This window comes from Streptomyces sp. NPDC001750, assembly GCF_042892615.1.
Lineage (GTDB): Bacteria > Actinomycetota > Actinomycetes > Streptomycetales > Streptomycetaceae > Streptomyces.
Map to the genome: position 1 here is coordinate 104,820 of NZ_JBIAUE010000013.1, position 15,977 is coordinate 120,796.

Below are 15,977 nucleotides of genomic sequence, written 5' to 3' on the forward strand. Positions count from 1 at the left end.
CACCGCAGAACCGCACGAGGGGTCCCGTGACCGTCCATCCCAGCCTTCAGAACTACGCCGATGCCTGGACCCACTCCATCGAGGCGATAGCCGAGCTGGTGAAGCCGCTCGCCGAAGGGGAGTGGAACGGCCGTACGCCGTGTCCCGCCTGGTCCGTGCGCGACATCGTGTCGCACATCATCGGCATGGAGTCCGAACAGCTCGGAGATCCGCGCCCGATCCACTCACTGCCGCGCGACCTGTACCACATGCAGAACGACCTGGCCCGCTACATGGAGATGCAGGTCGACGTGCGGCGCCACCACACCTCGCCGGAGATGCTCGCCGAACTGGAGTACACGATCATTCGGCGCGCCCGTCAGCTCCGCAACGAGAACCGTGCCCCCGAGACCATGGTCCGGGCGCCGCTCGGCACCGAGCAGACCCTCGAACTGGCCCTGCGGATGCGGGCGTTCGACGTCTGGGTGCACGAGCAGGACCTGCGGGTGGCGCTGGGCCGACCCGGCAACCTGGACTCGCCCGGGGCCACCATCGTCCGCGACGTCCTGCTGGAGGCGTTGCCGAAGGTGGTCGCCAAGGACGCGGGGGCGCCGCCGCATTCGGCGGTGGTGATCGATGTGAACGGCCCGGTGGAGTTCCTGCGCACGGTCAGGGTCGATGCGGAGGGCCGGGGTTCGGTGGACGGTTCGCCGTCGCTCGGACCGGCCGTGACCCTGGCGATGGACTGGGAGACGTACTCCCGGCTGGCCTGCGGGCGGATGCGCGCCGGCGCGGTGCCGGACCGCGTCAAGGTCGAGGGCGACCAGGACCTGGCGGACGCGATCCTGCGGAACTTCGCCGTGACACCGTGAGGTCCTGCCACCGCGCCCTATGGCGTGGGGTCCTGGCGCCCTGACGCCTCCTCCGGTAGCACACCCGTGCCACCGACGTCGGCGGCGCCCGTCGAACGGGGACGGGCGCGCCGCCGACCCGGCGCTACGCGCACCACTCGGGCACAGGGCCGGGCCCGAGCGGGCAGCCGGATCGCACGAGCCGGCGGTCCGGGACGGCCGCACGGCACGCGGGTCACGCCGCACGGCACGCAGGTCACGCCGCACGGCACGCAGGTCACCCCGACCACACCAGTCACACCGGCACGTGCACGGCCTCCACGCGGCTGATCACGTGCTGTTCGCGCTCGCGGTGCGTGGCCCGGGAGTGCAGCCGCAGGATCTGTACGACGCCGAGCGTCTCCAGCACGAAGACCGAGGCGAACGCGATCCGGTAGTCGTCGCCGGTGCTGTCCAGCAGCACACCGATGGCGAACAGCGTGGTCATCGAGGCGATGAAGCCGCCCATGTTGACGATGCCCGACGCCGTGCCCTGCCGCTCCGGCGGGTTCGCGGGCCGCGCGAAGTCGAAGCCGATCATCGACGCGGGACCGCAGGCGCCGAGCACCACGCACAGGACGATCAGCAACCACATCGGAGCGTGGTCGCCCGGGAAGAAGATGACCGACGCCCAGAGCAGTGCCGTCACCGCGACCGTCCCCAGGGCCAGCGGGGCACGAGCCGCGTGGTGCCGGGCGATGACCTGCCCGTAGACGAGCCCGAACGCCATGTTGGAGAGCACCACCAGGGTCAGCAGCTCACCGGCGGTGGACCGGCTGAGCCCCTGCGCCTCCACCAGGAACGGCAGCCCCCACAGCAGCAGGAACACCATGGCCGGGAACTGCGTGGTGAAGTGCACCCACATGCCGAGCCGGGTGCCCGGTTCCCGCCAGGCGGCGGCGATCTGCTTGCGTACGAAGGCCGCGCCCGCGTGCGCGACCGGCGGCGGCTCGTGCCCCTCGGGGTGGTCCTTCAGGAACAGGAGCAGGAGCACCAGGACGACGACCCCGGCGACGGAGCTGCCGACGAAGGTGGTGGTCCAGCCGAGTCCGTGCAGGGCCCGCGCGATGAAGAGCGTCGAGACGAGGTTGCCCGCCATCCCGAACAGCGCGGCGACCTGGCCGATCAGCGGACCGCGCCGGGCCGGGAACCAGCGGGCGCCCAGCCGCAGCACACTGATGAACGTCATCGCATCGCCGCAGCCGAGCAGGGCCCTGGACGCCAGCGCCATGCCGTACGAGGGCGAGAGGGCGAAGCCGAGCTGTCCGATCGTGAACAGGACGGCCCCGAAAGCGAGGACCTTCTTCGTGCCGAGCCGGTCGACCATCAGGCCGACAGGTATCTGCATGCCCGCGTAGACGAGCAACTGAAGGATGGAGAACGTGGAGAGCGCGGAGGCGTTGACGTGGAATCGGTCGGCGGCGTCGAGTCCGGCGACGCCCAGGCTGGTCCGGAAGATGATGGCGACGAAGTAGACGGCCACCCCGACGCCCCACACCCATACGGCACGTCGGCCGCCGGGTGGATCGCCGGGCAGGGAAAGGGTGGGAGCGGCGCCCGAACTCATCGGTCCTCACCCCTGACCAGCACCTTGACCCGGCCCACATGGCGCCGTACGACCTGCGCGGCGCCGTCCGCGTCCCCGGACCTGATCGCCTCCAGCAGCTCGCCGTGCTCGGTGATGTTCGCGGCGATCCTGTCCGGATGCGCCTCCATGACGGCGACTCCCATCCTGAGCTGCCGGTCCCTCAACTGGTCGTAGAGCCGGGCGAGGATGTCGTTGCCCGCGTTGCGCACGATCTCCGCGTGGAAGCAGCGGTCCTTCACGGACACCGCGGCCAGATCGCCCTCATGGGCCAACTGCCGCTGCTCGTCCAGCAGCTCTTCGAGCCGCTCGATCAATCGCGCCGAGGCGGGAACGGCCTTGCGGGCCGCGAACTCCTCGACCAGCAACCGGGTCTCCACCACGTCGGCGATCTCCTGCGCGGAGACGGCGAGCACGAGGGCACCCTTCTTGGGGTAGAGCTTGAGCAGCCCCTCGACCTCCAGCCGGAGCAGCGCCTCACGCACCGGGGTGCGCGACACCCCGACCGCCTCGGCGAGATGACCCTCGGTGAGCAGCGTGCCGCCCTCGTAGCGACGGTTCAGCACCGCTTCCTTGACGTGGGCGTAGACGCGCTCGGTCGCGGGCGGCTGCTTGGCCTCCCCCGTCGGCCCGGCCGACTTCACGGACGCCTTCACGGCGGTCTTCACGGTGGACTCGGTTGCGGGCTCGGCAGGGATCTTCACGACGGGGAGAGGGGAAGGCATGCGCACATGATAGATACAACATGTGTACATCATGAAAATCGTCCAATCTACGGACCCGGCCGGGACGCATCCCGGACGGACGCGGGACCGGATCGGAACGGAGATCGGGGACCGGATCGGGACGGGCACCGGTCGGGATTCGGACGGAATCCGGTCGGGATTCGGTCGGGATCCGGACGGGCGAAACCTCGCCAACCCTCCTCGATGTGATGAAACTTCCCGCTTCCGTGGGCATCCGAGCTTTGCTCCGCTTTACGTTCCGCTACGGAGGTGGTTTCCGATGACCACGGAAAACGCGACGGAAGCGACCGGCGCGGCGGGACAGAACGCTGTACGGCCGGACGCTGTCGACATCAGCGACTTCGTCCACGGGGCGACCGGTGCCCACATCCGGCGACTCACGATGCCGGACGGGAAGCACTGGTTTCCGGCGGTGGACGTGTGCAAGCACCTGGGGTACACGAACCCCCGGAAGACTCTCCTCGACCACGTACCTGAGACGCACCGGGACATTCTCGAGAACCTAACTGGAGGTTACGGTCTCAGCGTTCCCGCAGGCAGGGAGTGGCGTCGAGACATGAACCTCATCGACCTGCGAGGGCTGCTCCACCTCGTCAACGGCTGCACGAAGCCCTCGTGCCGACCGTTCAAGGAGTGGGTCGTGGATGTCGTGGTCACTGTTCAGCGGGAGGGCTCGTACTCTCTCGCCGGTCCTCGCACGGTCTCACCGGACCCTGAACCGGAACCGGTCCTCCCCACCCCCACTGTCGTCCACACCCTTCCCGATCGGGTGGCCGAGGCGATCGTCCGGCTCGAAGAGCGGAGCATCCGGGTAGACGAGCAGTTCGCAGCCGCACAGCGTGAAACGCTCCGCGCCCAGCAGGCCACTGCACGCGCCCTGGAACGTATCGCCGACCGCCTCGACACCCTGTTCGCCACCGACGGCGCCCCGGCCCCCACCCCGGCCCCGACCTCCGCCCCAGCCCCGGTATCGGTCCGGCCCGCCGTACCCCGGCAGCAACGCCCCCGACCGGTCCGCCCCACGACCGAGGCCGTCCTCGACGACTGGCGATCCCGCATGTCGGTCACGGAGGACGTGTGGGCCGTCGCCGTCAGCATCGCGCCCGTACTGGCGGCGGACGGCGAACTGGCGCAGCCGCTCGAATCGATCGCCGACCGCACAGGCCTCACCGTGCATCGCGTCAACGAGTGCCTGCGGTTCATGCGCAAGCACGCCTGCCTGCGCCCCCACGGCGTCACCCCCGACGGCGCGCCCATCTACCTCCTCAATCGCCCTTGACCTTTCCCCGACACCCTCTTGACCCCGAAATTGCCCCAGAAATCCGGGGAATCGGCACATCCTTTCCGACCTCCCAGGAGTCACATCACCGAGCGGCACCTTCATGTGGCCGCATTTCAGGGGCATTTGGGAGCACTCAAGTTGAAAATCGGCATTAAGGGCATACACCGCGTTTCTGCCACTGCCACCGTGGCCCTCACCGCGGGTGCCGTCATCGCGGGCAGCGTGTTCGCCTCCACCGCACAGGCCGCCACACTGCCCACCCCCACGATCACCGCCAAGGGCGGCTTCGTGATGAACAACGGGACCGGCAAGGCCCTGTACGGCAAGGCCGCGGACATCCGTCGCTCCACCGGTTCCACCACCAAGGTCATGACCGCCAAGGTCGTCCTGGAGCAGAAGAACCTCAATCTGGACTCCAAGGTCACGATCCAGAAGGCGTACAGCGACTACATCGTCTCCAAGGGCGCCTCGTCGGCCCGTCTGATCGTGGGCGACAAGGTCACGGTCCGCCAGCTGCTGTACGGCCTGATGCTGCCGTCCGGCTGCGACGCCGCGTACGCGCTGGCCGACAAGTTCGGCTCCGGTTCCACCCGTGCGGCGCGCGTGAAGTCGTTCGTCGGCAAGATGAACGCCTCCGCCAAGGCCCTGGGCCTGAAGAACACGCACTTCGACTCGTTCGACGGCATCGGGAACGGCTCCAACTACTCGACGCCGCGCGACCTGACGAAGATCGCCTCCAGCGCGATGAAGAACTCCACGTTCCGCTCGATCGTGAAGACCAAGTCGACCAAGCAGAAGGTCACCACGAAGTCCGGTGGCTACCGCTACATGTCGTGGTCCAACACCAACGCGATGCTCAGCAGCTACAGCGGCGCGATCGGTGTGAAGACCGGCTCCGGCCCGACGGCCAAGTACTGCCTGGTCTTCGCCGCGACCCGCAACGGCAAGACGATCATCGGCACCGTGCTCGCCTCCACGAGCGCGACCACCCGCTCCGCGGACATGAAGAAGATCATGGACTACGGCTTCAAGAAGTAGCCGTACCGGAAGCACGAGGAGGGGTTCCGCGCCGCGCAGGGCCCCTCCCGCCGTACACAGGTCCGAGCCTCACAGCTCACCATTCCCGGGGGGCGATCATCTCCTCCACGTCCGCGTCCGTGAACCCGTAGGCCGACGCGACGATCCAGAAGTCCTCGGCGATCTCCTCGCGGGCGACCGTCTCGATCTCGCTCCCGGCCGCTTCGAACTCCGCCTCCAGAAGGTTGAACTCCTCCGTCGCTGCGTGGCTGAGCACATAGAGGGACGCCAGATCCGACGGCTGCTCGGCCTCGATCCGCTCGCACAGCCGCAGCAGGATCGCCCTGCCCTTGTCGACGACGTGATCGGGGAAGTACGAGTCCTCGTACAGCAGCTTCAGAAACGCGTGCTCCGCTATCTGCTGGTTCGTGATCGGCATGGCGCCCCGCGGCTTGTAGAAGGGGTGGAAGAACTGACCTGCCGATCATGCACGACACCACTGACAACGACGCGCCGCCGCACGATGGCCCGACATCCCCTTTTTCGCGGTCAGGCCCCGGCAGCGGCGGGCACCTCCGCGCGGTCCGGCGTCCGCAGCGCGGCGCGTACCAGGGCGCGGCCTCTGGCGGCCGTGCGGGCGCGGATGGTGGTGTCGTCGTCGGGTCGGGGGTGGTCTGCTCCGTCGGCCGGGGCCGCGCAGTCGCGGCAGAGGCCCTTGTCCGGGACCGGGCGGCGGCACTCGTCGCACTCGGCCCAGCGGGGCAGACCGGATCCGGGCGGCGGCTCGGGCATCGCGTACCCGGGGAACGAGGGCTCGGGCGGCGGGGGCAGTTTCCGGGTCAGGCGGTCGCGCAGGAGCGCCGAGGCGGAGTGAATACGGGCGGGCAGCCCGCCCAGCAGCGCCCCGGCCAAGTCGCGATGGTCATAGCCGCGCTCCAGCCACGCGGAGACCAGCGGCGCGAGCGCGAGCGCCTCGACCGCGCCCAGCCGCAGACGCTGTTCCGGACGGATCACCCGGAACAGCGTGGCGACGGCCACGCCGTGCGCCTCAGCATCCGACGGAACGACCGGCTCCCCACCAACACCGGGACCGGGCTCGGAACCGGGACCGGCATCGACACCAGGTCCGGGACCGGCGCCGAAGACCTCCCCCGCCGTGAGCACGTCCTCTGCCACCACCTCACCCACGGTCGGTCGCTGCGGCGGTCGCCGGCGCCGGCCGGGGAGGGAGGGTTCTTTCCTTCGGTTCTTTACGGGGTTGACGCCCGCGCCACCGGCGGTCGGCCCACCGGAACCCGGACGGTTGATACCCGGTACGACCTGGCAGGCAAGACCCGAAACCGGCTGCTGCGGGGTGTCGTAGACATGGGCCTCGCTGACGAACGTCCCGTCCTCACGACGGACCTTGTGGACCCGGTAGTACCCGAAGGCCGTCAGCTCCCGCAGCGCCTTCGCCACCGCCAGCCGACCCTGCGGACTCGCATCGGCCATCCGACGACCGTCCTCGGACCAACCATCAGGACGGGAAAGAAGATCGGCAAGAAGGCCACGAGCGGTGTACGACAACCGCCGGTCCTGCAACAACGCGTTGGGCAGAACAGTGAAACCGCACGTATGACGGCTACGATGAATCTGCATGAGGAGGTCCGCTCCTTGTGCCGGACCCCGGGGCGTTGGCGCGCGGCCGGGGTCACCTTATTGAGTTTCTGGGTCACAGAACGTACCACGTTCGACACGCTGGGTTTATCGCCGTGTCAACGCCCGGCGCACGAAGGGCATATGGGGATACCGGTCGGCCGTACGCTCCGGTCAGGCCCTAGCGTGGCCTGGCCGGCGACCACCGAATGATCGGTCCTCAGCCCGCGGTCCTGGCCTTGATGAGCGGCGCGTCCCGCGTGAACTCCCGGAATCCGACGCTGTAGTAGAGCCCGCGCGCCTGGGGATGCCCCGGCGCACCCAGGCAGGCGACCGTCAGATGCGTGGCCCCTGCCGCCCGCGCCAGATGCATCCGTGCAGGAGCATCCCAGTACGGAGCCATCGAGTACATCACCAAGGGCCCCAACCGCAAGCGCCAGGGGGGAACCTCGTACAAGCAGTGGGCATACGCTGGCAAGTACAACTGCCGCAAAGGGTCCTGCCGCCTGGTAAAGCAGTACAAGGTCGTCGTCGCGGTGCAGGAGAGCAAGAAGCACTCCGGCCGTGACGGCAAGCCCAAGGGCGTCATCACCGGCTACTGCGAGGGCGTCGTCCGCTGCCCCGCCTGGGTCTCCACCACGCTGAACAAGCAGACACCGTGGGCCGGCCCGTCCTACGTGAACGCCGCGTTCACGAAGTGCTTCGAAAGCGGGTCCTCCACCTCTACCGGCAGCTGGGATGACCACGGCTCCGGTGAGCACCACTTTGCCGTGAAAGTGGGCGCGGTCAGCCTGAACATCTGGGTCAATTCGCTGACTGTCTCATACTGATTGCACGTCGTCCTTGTGTGGCCCTCCGCTAAGAGGGGGCCGCATAAGGGCCCTCTTTTCTGCCGACGAGGTCCCCGAAATGCCCTTGCGCTACCAGTCCTGCACCTTCCGATACGCGCGCCGTTCGCGCCCTGTGCTGGACGGACTCGATCTGAACTTCTCACAGGGCCATACCGTCCTCCTTGGGCCGAACGGCGCGGGAAAGAGCACGTTACTCACTCTTGGCGCAGGTGTGGAGCTTCCGAAATCTGGACATGTTCGATATGGCCGCCTCGATCCGGCCAATCGCAGGCATCTACGGGACTATCGACGCAGGATCTCTTGGCTCCCCCAACGCCCCAGTTTTCTTCCCGGGCTGACATGCCGGGAGCACGTTGCCTATGTCGGCTGGCTCAAGGGCATGGGGGAGCGTGACGCCTGGAACGCCGCTCCAGCGACACTCGAGCGGGTCGGGCTCATCGACAAGATCGACAACAAGATCAAGACGCTGTCGGGCGGACAACAGCAGCGGGTCGCCATCGCACAAGCACTCGTTCACGACGCTGAACTTCTGCTCCTCGACGAGCCCACTGTGGGTCTGGACCCGCACCAGCGTCGCCGGTTCCTGGACTTGCTGATCTCGCTTCGCGGGACGGTCAACGTGATCGTTTCGACCCACGACATCGGCGATCTCGACCAGGCATTCGACGAAGTCGTGGTCCTGGAATCCGGGCAGTGCCGTTTTCGCGGGACGGTTGAGCAGTTCGCCTCACACGCTGAACCCGATCACGCGCCCGGGCACCAGTTGGTAAGTGCCTACTCGACGCTGCTCGGGGTGACGGAGTGAGGGTCACCCTAGCGAATCTGCGTGCCTCGTCGGCACCCTGGCTTGCCATACCCATCCTGCTCTACGCCGGGTTGTACATCACCGACGCCTCACACACCGTCCCGTCCAAATATGGCGTGGAGTCGGGTGAACTCGCAGGCTACGGCATGGCTGTAATCGCCCCCGCTATAGCTGGTGCCGCCGCATGGGAAGCCGGCCGCCACCGTCTGGCCGAAGCAATGCGCGCAGCCAGCACACGCAGCTTCCTACGCAAACTGATCCAGGCCACCACACCCGCCCTGGTACTCCTCCTGATCCTCGTCGCCGGATCCCTTGTTCTCGCTCGTAACGAAGTCGGAGTCTGGCCAGGAGGCGCAGGCTGGCTGGCTGTTGCGCACCTGATTGTGCTTCCTCTCGCCTGGCTGGCCATCGGCTGGTCGTTCGGGCTGATCATGCCCAGAAGCATTGCAGCGCCCATCGTCAGCATCGGCTGCTGGGCATGGCTTTCCATGCCACATGCGACGTCCAACGCGACCGTGCGGCATCTCGGAGGATTCATCGACGGAGCTTCAACGGTGACCGATCTACGCAGCCCTGCTGCATATCTCGTCCCGTGGCTGGTCGCTGCCGGGTTCGCAGTCGCTGCCCTGCTCCTTACTCGGGTGCGGAAGCGCCCCGTCACAAGCGTGGTCGGGAGCGTCCTGGTCGCTTCCATTACGTTCACCAGCGGCCTGGCTCTAGTGAACGACTGGGGCTTTCACTCGCCCACACGAGCCCGCACTGTCGCCCTGGTATGCGTCGGGGACGCACCGAAGGTATGCGTGCCGCCGGAATACGAGCCCTATGCAGCGACACTTCACCGAGACGCGCTCACTCCGATCGGCCGACTGAAGGCTGCCGGACTAGAGCCCCCCGAGGAACTGCGCATCGCCTCCGCCAAGCAGCCCCTGCCGAAAGGAACGTGGCCTCTCTACTGGTCGCTTCCTTCTCCCGGCGCTGAGGGCGATGTCCGCAGTCAGTACGCGGTTGACCTGGCAGAGTCAGCGGTGACAGGTGTTGCTGCGGCCCACGGCGTACGCGATTGTCGGCAACCAGGCTCTCTCACCGCCGCGTGGGCCGCCTTGGTGATAGGAGTGGACGAACTATCGATGAAGCAGGCAATGCTTGAGGCTGACTGGGCAGCCATCCAGAAGATCAGGAAACTGCCCCCTGCTGAGCAGGCCGACTGGTTCACCCATAGCGTGACCGCGCAAGATCACTGCGGGACTGTGATCCCATGAGGCTATACATGATCACCGTGCGCCGTTGGTGGGCCGTCCTCGTGGCGATCAGTGCTCTCGTTGTGGTCTGCTGGTCTCTCGGGACCACTGAAGTGCCAGTCCCGAGTCTGATCGGCGGCATGACGGGAGCGCGCCTCGCGTACTTCACTCCGCTTTTCGTCGTCGTAGCCACGTTGTACTGCCTCGAAAGACGGCTCAACCACGTGGAGAGTGCAGCGGTGATCGGAATCGCCCGCCTCGACCTCAGCGCCGTACTGCTCGTTGTAGCCCTCGCCCATGCCGCCGGGTTGATAGTGGGAATGGACATTGCGCGCAATGTAACTCTCCTCCTTTCCTTGGCACTTCTCATCCGGTGGTTCACGAACGAGGCTGCTGCCGCGACCGCAGGACTGATGTGCTTGATCGCCAGTCTTATGCTCGGCCGCACCTACCAACCCAGTGGCGAGGCGGGACACGCATGGTGGGCTCTGCCGCTCTACCCGGCCGACAGCTTCGCCGCATGGCTCGCCGCCACTGCCTCCTTGGCCGTCGTTACAGGTTTGGGGCTGGCAAGACGATCTCGCTAGGCGAGTGGAGTGCCAAACGCTGGGGGCCACAACGACGATTCGGTGTGGCCCCCAGCGTTGCAGGAAAGTCGGCTCCGGCCGCTGTCTTTCGGCAGCCCACCCCGGGATTCGCAGCCAGGGCACCCACCTCGTACCGCATCAGACAACGTTCGCCCTGCTCACGGCCTCGCGAAAGCGTTCGTCGGTGGCGTGCTTGTTCCGCCAGATGATGTAGCGCGGATCATGCCGCCCTGCTCACTTCCGCCTTCAAGGACGACGCGCAGCCGGTCTTCTGCTGGACCCAGTCCGCCGGTCACGGCCCCGGCCCGGAGCTGCTCGGCAACCCACGTGCGGTGTTGGAGCTCGGCTGCAGCACCGGCCGCGCCCCTCGCCCACCTTGCTCAGCACGGTATCGCCGCTCGGGGCGTCGATCTGTGTCCCGTCATGGTCGAGAAGACCACCACGAAATTTACACGGGAGGCTCCGCGGGCAGGGCGATGTTCACGTACCGCTACAGCCACCGCGCCGCCCTGTGGGAGCATCTGCTCACCCACGCCGGGGTGCTGTGGCCGGAAAGGTTTGCCGGGCCGTTTAGGGTCAATGCGACCGAACCAGGTCGGCCCGGAAGGCGTCCCACGCGGCGGGGGCGACGACCAGGACCGGGCCGGCGGGGTCCTTGGAGTCGCGGACGGCGACGGAGCCCGGGACGTTGACAGCCACCTCGACACATTCGCCATTGCCGCTGCTGTAGCTGGACTTGACGAACTCGAAGTGGGGCACGGCTACAACTCCTTGCGGATACGCTCCATCAGCGCGATGGAATCACGGGGAGCGAGTCCATTTCGCGCGATCCGATCGAACGTGGCGTTGTGGCGCACAGCATCAGTCTCACTCTCCAGCCACAGAGTAGACGACGTAGTGTCCATGTAAACCACGTCCATCGCGCCAGGCTCAGCGAAGGACACCACGCTGAAGGCGCTGGTCATCCCGGGGTGCGATCCGGCGAGAAAGGGCACCACCTGCAGCTTGATGTTCGGCGCCGCCGCCATCTTCTCCATGTGGGCAAGCTGTGCACGCATCACCTCGCGGCCACCTACCAGCTGCCGTAGGGCACTCTCGCCGACAATCGCCCACAGCTCCAGCGGGCTCTCGTCCGAGAGCCGCGCCTGACGAGCGATCTTCGCCTCGACAAACCTCTCGATCTCATCGGGGTCGTCCCAGTCCGCGTTTCCCACGGCCAATGCGCGGGCGTAGTCCGGCGTCTGCATCAGGCCGGGCACGAAGGAAACCTGCCACGTCCTGATACCGGTCGCGATGTCTTCGAGAGCGACGTACTCGACCAACGAGCGCAGCTCAGGGTACTGATTCCACCAGCCCTTGACCTTGCGCCGTTCGCGGTCTGTCCTCGCCAAACTGAGCAGCCGTTCCAGGACTTTGGCGTCGGTGACGCCGTACAGCGTGCACAGCGCACGGATGTCCGGGTCTCTGAACGGGACCCAACCACGCTCCATCTTCGCCACCTTGGCGGCCGTCGCTGAGAGCACGGCGGCAGCCTGGGTCTGGGTGAGCCCAGCGGCGTCCCGGAGTTCAAGCAACTGGCCGCCCAACTTCCGGGCCAGCACGGTGGATACGCGGTTTCCTCGGCTGGATTGTTCTACGACCACTTCGCCTACCTCCCGATTCGGAGCCAGTCTGCCGCGCGCCCCAGAATCCGAACAACTCATCGTGGGGATAAATATCTCCGCGACTGCTTGCACCAAAAGCCCGAGCGCCGCTACGTTCAGTGCCCAGTCGCTCACCCAGCGGCGTACCCATCGGCGGAAGCGCACCGCCCTGCCCGTTCGCGCAGGCGCGGCATGCCACCGCCCGCACCCGAGGGAGCTCGCGCCCATGACCGCAGCCCAAGAGGTTCCGACGCCCGGACCCGGCCCGACCGGCCCCGTGCGGGCCTGCCCCGTGCCGTTCTGTCCCGGGCCCGACGGGTCCACCCCCACCGGCTCCGGCCCCGTTCTCCGCGAGGACCGGCTCGACTACGCCCCGCACCCCCACAACGTCGCCTTCAGCCGCCGCCGCGCGGGCCGGCTCGTCGCGGAGTGGGGGTACCCGGAGCTGTCCAGCGACGCGGCGCTACTGGTCAGCGAGTTGGCGACCAACGCACTGCTGCACGGCACCGTGCCCGACCGGCTGTTCCGCGTCCGGCTCGCCCTCCTGCCCGGCGTCCTGCGGATCGAGGTGAGCGACGCGTGCGACGAGCGGCCGGCCGGGCCCGGGGCGCGTGTGGGCGCCGGTGACGAGACTGGGCGCGGGCTACTGATCGTCGACCGGGTGGCCGACCAGTGGGGCGCCGAGTCCCGTACCGTCGGCAAGACCGTCTTCGCCGAACTCGACCTCGCCGAAAGGGACATGAAGACGCCGGTGGGCCCGCGCGTCGGAACGCGCGGGCCCACCGACGGTGAGTGAACCGTACGGCCTCGGGCCCAGGTGATCAGGCGCTCGATTCACGTGGCCGCCAAAGCGCCTCGATCCCGAGGCGCTCGACTCTCGTACGCGCCGAAGCACCTCGATCCCGAGGGCGGCCTCCGGCCTCGCCGTCCGCGAAGAACGCTCAGTCGAGACAGAACTCGTTGCCTTCGACGTCCTGCATCACGATGCACGACTCGTTTTCTTCATCGGCATACAGCACCTCCACACACACCGCGCCGAGCGCGATCAGCCGATCGCGTTCGGCCTCAAGGGTGGCCAGGCGCTCCGCGCCCACGAGCCCGGTGCCGGCCCGCACATCGAGATGCACCCTGTTCTTGGCGACCTTCCCCTCGGGAACGCGCTGGAAGTACATGCGCGGACCCTCGCCCGTGGGATCGGAGCACGCGGCCCATGAACCCTTCCCCTCGGAAGGCAGCGTCACGGTGTACCCCAACACCTCGCACCAAAAACGAGCCACGCGCTCGGGTTCCGCACAGTCGAAAGTGACCTGGAACTTCTTGACCGATGTCATTGGACCACGTTAACGACCCGCCGCCGAGGCCCGGTTCCCGGTGAGGATCGGCATGGTGGCCAGCGCATGAACGGCAATCGGCCCCGCTGCTCGCCCCACGCCGTGCCCGCGGGTTGCCCCCCTCCCGCGGCGATGAAATCGTCAGCTCTCCCGATCGACGGAAACCTCAGCTCTCCCAGTCGACGGAAACCACCGTCCCGTCCAGGGTCGACTTGACGGCGAGTATTTGATCACTGAGATCGGGCTCAAACACGTAGTCCAGAACGACCGGGGACCCATCGGACAGGTCGCTCAGCCACAGGCCGACACCACTCAGGCGCATGGCGGCGACGAAGGAATCGGCTCCGACCGCGTCGTCGGCCGCGTCCCGTACGAGACGAGCAACCGTCTCGCTGTCTTCAAGCGCCTCGACATGGAAGTCGATGAAGTAGCGGTCCTCGCGCAGGTACGTGCGCAGCGCCGCGCGAGCCGCTGTGTCGAGAGCCGACAGGCCGGTGATGCATGCCGCGCATCCGTCCAGTTCTTCGGCGTCCGGCTCGCTGGACGGTCCGGCCCACAGCCGGACCTCCACCTCACCGTCCCCAAGTCGTGAGGTGCTTTCCCAGACGACATCCACGCCATCCAGCGCACCTGTTTCCACGCGCCCGAAGTAGGCGTGCTCCATGGCTTTCACGAGGGACCACCGGCCTCTTTCCGCGCCGAATTCGAGCGATTCTCTGGATCGGTCCACCGTAGCGGGGGCCTCTGACACCGGCAGCCGACGCCCGGGGTATCCGACGGAGTTGCGTCCGTGACAGGGCCCGGACGGAAAGTGGGTCCGCGCGAACTCCGCGCGGACCCACCTCGTACTGCTGAAGGCACCCGTGCTGCCGAAGGCACGCGTACCGCCGAGCCCCCTACGCCCAGGTGATCAGTCGCTTCGGCTGCTCCAGGATCGCGGCGACGTCCGCCAGAACCTTGGAACCGAGCTCGCCGTCGACCAGCCGGTGGTCGAACGAGAGCGCCAGCGTGGTTACCTGACGGGGCTTCACCTTGCCCTTGTGGACCCACGGCTGGAGCTTGATCGCACCGACCGCGAGGATCGCGGACTCGCCCGGGTTGAGGATCGGCGTACCCGTGTCGACGCCGAAGACGCCGACGTTGGTGATCGTGACCGTGCCACCCGCCATGGCGGCGGGGGACGTCTTGCCCTCGCGCGCCGTGGACACCAACTCGCTCAGGGCCTCGGCGAGTTCGGGCAGGGTCTTGTCGTGCGCGTCCTTGATGTTCGGCACGATAAGACCGCGCGGCGTGGCGGCGGCGATGCCCAGGTTGATGTAGTGCTTGCGCACGATCTCCTGGTTCGCCTCGTCCCAGGCGGCGTTGATGTCCGGGTTGCGGCGGATCGCCACCAGGAACGCCTTGGCGATGATCAGGAGCGGGTTGACCCGGACCCCGGCGAGGTCCTTGTCCTGCTTGAGCTCCGCGACGAGCTTCATCGTCCGCGTCACGTCGACGGTCACGAACTCCGTGACGTGCGGCGCGGTGAAGGCGCTACCGACCATCGCCTGCGCGATGGCCTTCCGTACGCCCTTGACCGGGATGCGGGTCTCCCGGGCACCCGCGACGGCGGTGATCGCCGTCTCCTCTTCGAGTACGGAAGCCTGGGCCGGGGCGGACGCGGGCGCGGCCGGTGCCTGCGCGGCGACCGGCCGCTGTGCCTGGGCCGGTACGGGCGTGGCCGCTGCGTGCACGTCCTCGCGGGTGATGATCCCGCCCGCGCCGGTCGGCACGACCGTGGTCAGGTCGATGCCCAGGTCCTTCGCCAGCTTGCGCACCGGCGGCTTGGCCAGCGGCCGGTTCTCCCGGACCGCCGTGGCCACGGAGCCGGACCCGTGACCGTTCAGCTCGCCCTGCACCGCAGCCGCCGCGGCGCTCGTAGCAGCCGTACGGGCCGCCTCCGCGTCGCCCTTGCGGGCGCGCCGCTTGGTGGATGTCTCGGCGACGCCGTACCCCACCAGGACCGGCTTACGGCCCGAGCCGGACGCGGGGGCCGGTGCGGTCGGGGCCGGTGCCGTCGGGGCCGCCGCGGGCTCCGGGGCGGGGGCGGCGGTCGGCGCCTCACCGCCCGGCGCCACGTCCACCGCGATGATCACCTCGCCGACGTCGACGGTCGTGCCCTCGGGGAAGCGCAGCTCGTGCACCACCCCGTCGAACGGGATCGGCAGCTCGACAGCCGCCTTCGCCGTCTCGACCTCGCACACGACCTGGCCGTCGGTGACGGTGTCACCGGGCTGGACGTACCACTTGAGGATCTCGGCCTCGGTCAGGCCCTCGCCCACGTCGGGCATCTTGAACTCGCGGACGCGAGCGGCATTGGAAGTGTCGGTCGTCATCGTTGTCACGCCC

Annotated in this window: 17 protein-coding genes and 3 pseudogenes; 10 read left to right on the top strand and 10 right to left on the bottom strand. The window is 67.8% G+C overall.

Annotated features, from left to right (window positions below; all coding sequences use genetic code 11):
• Positions 1-26 precede the first annotated feature (26 nt).
• The gene (locus ACFYY6_RS20985; RefSeq protein WP_351524248.1) at positions 27-851 is read left to right on the top strand and encodes a maleylpyruvate isomerase family mycothiol-dependent enzyme; all 825 of its coding nucleotides are present in this window, start codon (positions 27-29) and stop codon (positions 849-851) included.
• Positions 852-1,125: 274 nt separating this feature from the next.
• Here the strand turns inward: ACFYY6_RS20985 and ACFYY6_RS20990 are convergent, their stop codons facing one another.
• The gene (locus ACFYY6_RS20990; protein WP_351524249.1) at positions 1,126-2,436 is read right to left on the bottom strand and encodes an MFS transporter; all 1,311 of its coding nucleotides are present in this window, start codon (positions 2,434-2,436) and stop codon (positions 1,126-1,128) included.
• A complete protein-coding gene (locus ACFYY6_RS20995) occupies positions 2,433-3,179 on the bottom strand; it encodes a GntR family transcriptional regulator (RefSeq protein WP_389194584.1) in 747 nt (248 codons plus the stop codon). Before ACFYY6_RS20995 ends, ACFYY6_RS20990 begins: the two co-directional genes overlap by 4 nt.
• A gap of 280 nt (positions 3,180-3,459) precedes the next feature.
• On the opposite strand from ACFYY6_RS20995, the gene ACFYY6_RS21000 reads away from it, so the two are divergent.
• Together ACFYY6_RS21000 and ACFYY6_RS21005 are read left to right on the top strand one after the other, a co-directional pair.
• Positions 3,460-4,479, top strand: a complete 1,020-nt coding sequence (locus ACFYY6_RS21000; RefSeq protein ID WP_351634762.1) for a BRO family protein — start codon at positions 3,460-3,462, stop codon at positions 4,477-4,479.
• A gap of 141 nt (positions 4,480-4,620) precedes the next feature.
• Entirely contained in the window at positions 4,621-5,520 is a 900-nt protein-coding gene (locus tag ACFYY6_RS21005) for a serine hydrolase (RefSeq protein ID WP_351634760.1), read from the top strand.
• Between the two features lie 76 nt (positions 5,521-5,596).
• Here the strand turns inward: ACFYY6_RS21005 and ACFYY6_RS21010 are convergent, their stop codons facing one another.
• Both ACFYY6_RS21010 and ACFYY6_RS21015 read right to left on the bottom strand, forming a co-directional pair.
• Positions 5,597-5,938 (bottom strand): DUF5713 family protein, encoded by a 342-nt coding sequence (locus ACFYY6_RS21010; protein WP_351524253.1) that lies wholly within the window; start codon positions 5,936-5,938, stop codon positions 5,597-5,599.
• A 110-nt stretch (positions 5,939-6,048) separates the two neighbouring features.
• The gene (locus tag ACFYY6_RS21015; protein ID WP_351524254.1) at positions 6,049-6,990 is read right to left on the bottom strand and encodes a hypothetical protein; all 942 of its coding nucleotides are present in this window, start codon (positions 6,988-6,990) and stop codon (positions 6,049-6,051) included.
• Between the two features lie 488 nt (positions 6,991-7,478).
• Here ACFYY6_RS21015 and ACFYY6_RS21020 point away from each other — a divergent pair, with 488 nt between their 5' ends.
• The 4 genes from ACFYY6_RS21020 (at position 7,479) to ACFYY6_RS21035 (ending at position 10,615) form a co-directional block, all read left to right on the top strand.
• Positions 7,479-7,964 (top strand): hypothetical protein, encoded by a 486-nt coding sequence (locus ACFYY6_RS21020; RefSeq protein ID WP_351524255.1) that lies wholly within the window; start codon positions 7,479-7,481, stop codon positions 7,962-7,964.
• A gap of 79 nt (positions 7,965-8,043) precedes the next feature.
• Positions 8,044-8,790, top strand: a complete 747-nt coding sequence (locus ACFYY6_RS21025; protein WP_388651544.1) for an ABC transporter ATP-binding protein — start codon at positions 8,044-8,046, stop codon at positions 8,788-8,790.
• A gap of 71 nt (positions 8,791-8,861) precedes the next feature.
• Positions 8,862-10,049, top strand: coding sequence for a hypothetical protein (locus tag ACFYY6_RS21030; RefSeq protein WP_386608846.1), 1,188 nt, complete (start codon positions 8,862-8,864; stop codon positions 10,047-10,049).
• An 8-nt stretch (positions 10,050-10,057) separates the two neighbouring features.
• Positions 10,058-10,615: a hypothetical protein gene (locus ACFYY6_RS21035; protein WP_351524258.1), complete on the top strand. Its 558-nt coding sequence runs from the start codon at positions 10,058-10,060 to the stop codon at positions 10,613-10,615.
• Between the two features lie 138 nt (positions 10,616-10,753).
• Here the strand turns inward: ACFYY6_RS21035 and ACFYY6_RS21040 are convergent.
• A pseudogene (locus ACFYY6_RS21040) lies at positions 10,754-10,851 on the bottom strand (transposase); the annotation flags it as partial.
• Between ACFYY6_RS21040 and ACFYY6_RS21045 the strand changes: the two are divergent.
• Positions 10,846-11,057: pseudogene (locus tag ACFYY6_RS21045) on the top strand (class I SAM-dependent methyltransferase); the annotation flags it as partial. The pseudogenes ACFYY6_RS21040 and ACFYY6_RS21045 overlap by 6 nt on opposite strands.
• Positions 11,058-11,064: 7 nt before the next feature.
• A pseudogene (locus ACFYY6_RS21050) lies at positions 11,065-11,154 on the top strand (SAM-dependent methyltransferase); the annotation flags it as partial.
• 37 nt (positions 11,155-11,191) lie between these two features.
• On the opposite strand, the gene ACFYY6_RS21055 reads toward ACFYY6_RS21050, so the two are convergent.
• Positions 11,192-11,374, bottom strand: coding sequence for a DUF397 domain-containing protein (locus ACFYY6_RS21055; RefSeq protein ID WP_351524259.1), 183 nt, complete (start codon positions 11,372-11,374; stop codon positions 11,192-11,194).
• 2 nt (positions 11,375-11,376) lie between these two features.
• The gene (locus tag ACFYY6_RS21060) at positions 11,377-12,216 is read right to left on the bottom strand and encodes a helix-turn-helix transcriptional regulator (RefSeq protein WP_351524260.1); all 840 of its coding nucleotides are present in this window, start codon (positions 12,214-12,216) and stop codon (positions 11,377-11,379) included.
• A gap of 268 nt (positions 12,217-12,484) precedes the next feature.
• Here ACFYY6_RS21060 and ACFYY6_RS21065 point away from each other — a divergent pair, with 268 nt between their 5' ends.
• Positions 12,485-13,054: an ATP-binding protein gene (locus ACFYY6_RS21065; RefSeq protein ID WP_389194589.1), complete on the top strand. Its 570-nt coding sequence runs from the start codon at positions 12,485-12,487 to the stop codon at positions 13,052-13,054.
• A gap of 145 nt (positions 13,055-13,199) precedes the next feature.
• Here the strand turns inward: ACFYY6_RS21065 and ACFYY6_RS21070 are convergent, their stop codons facing one another.
• The 3 genes from ACFYY6_RS21070 to ACFYY6_RS21080 form a co-directional block, all read right to left on the bottom strand.
• On the bottom strand, positions 13,200-13,589 hold the full coding sequence (locus ACFYY6_RS21070; RefSeq protein WP_351525528.1) for a VOC family protein: 390 nt from the start codon (positions 13,587-13,589) through the stop codon (positions 13,200-13,202).
• Positions 13,590-13,755: 166 nt separating this feature from the next.
• The gene (locus ACFYY6_RS21075) at positions 13,756-14,253 is read right to left on the bottom strand and encodes a DUF2004 domain-containing protein (RefSeq protein WP_351525527.1); all 498 of its coding nucleotides are present in this window, start codon (positions 14,251-14,253) and stop codon (positions 13,756-13,758) included.
• 232 nt (positions 14,254-14,485) lie between these two features.
• Positions 14,486-15,964: a dihydrolipoamide acetyltransferase family protein gene (locus ACFYY6_RS21080; protein ID WP_389194592.1), complete on the bottom strand. Its 1,479-nt coding sequence runs from the start codon at positions 15,962-15,964 to the stop codon at positions 14,486-14,488.
• Positions 15,965-15,977 lie beyond the last annotated feature (13 nt).

Excerpts from the sequence above, each read along its gene's own strand:
- ACFYY6_RS21075 (WP_351525527.1), bottom strand. The coding sequence starts at position 14,253 with ATGGAGCACGCCTACTTCGGGCGCGTGGAAACAGGTGCGCTGGATGGC.
- ACFYY6_RS20990 (WP_351524249.1), bottom strand. The coding sequence starts at position 2,436 with ATGAGTTCGGGCGCCGCTCCCACCCTTTCCCTGCCCGGCGATCCACCC.
- ACFYY6_RS21015 (WP_351524254.1), bottom strand. The coding sequence starts at position 6,990 with ATGGCCGATGCGAGTCCGCAGGGTCGGCTGGCGGTGGCGAAGGCGCTG.
- ACFYY6_RS21035 (WP_351524258.1), top strand. The coding sequence starts at position 10,058 with ATGATCACCGTGCGCCGTTGGTGGGCCGTCCTCGTGGCGATCAGTGCT.
- ACFYY6_RS21010 (WP_351524253.1), bottom strand. The coding sequence starts at position 5,938 with ATGCCGATCACGAACCAGCAGATAGCGGAGCACGCGTTTCTGAAGCTG.
- ACFYY6_RS21000 (WP_351634762.1), top strand. The coding sequence starts at position 3,460 with ATGACCACGGAAAACGCGACGGAAGCGACCGGCGCGGCGGGACAGAAC.
- ACFYY6_RS21070 (WP_351525528.1), bottom strand. The coding sequence starts at position 13,589 with ATGACATCGGTCAAGAAGTTCCAGGTCACTTTCGACTGTGCGGAACCC.
- ACFYY6_RS21025 (WP_388651544.1), top strand. The coding sequence starts at position 8,044 with ATGCCCTTGCGCTACCAGTCCTGCACCTTCCGATACGCGCGCCGTTCG.
- ACFYY6_RS21065 (WP_389194589.1), top strand. The coding sequence starts at position 12,485 with ATGACCGCAGCCCAAGAGGTTCCGACGCCCGGACCCGGCCCGACCGGC.
- ACFYY6_RS20995 (WP_389194584.1), bottom strand. The coding sequence starts at position 3,179 with ATGCCTTCCCCTCTCCCCGTCGTGAAGATCCCTGCCGAGCCCGCAACC.
- ACFYY6_RS21080 (WP_389194592.1), bottom strand. The coding sequence starts at position 15,964 with ATGACGACCGACACTTCCAATGCCGCTCGCGTCCGCGAGTTCAAGATG.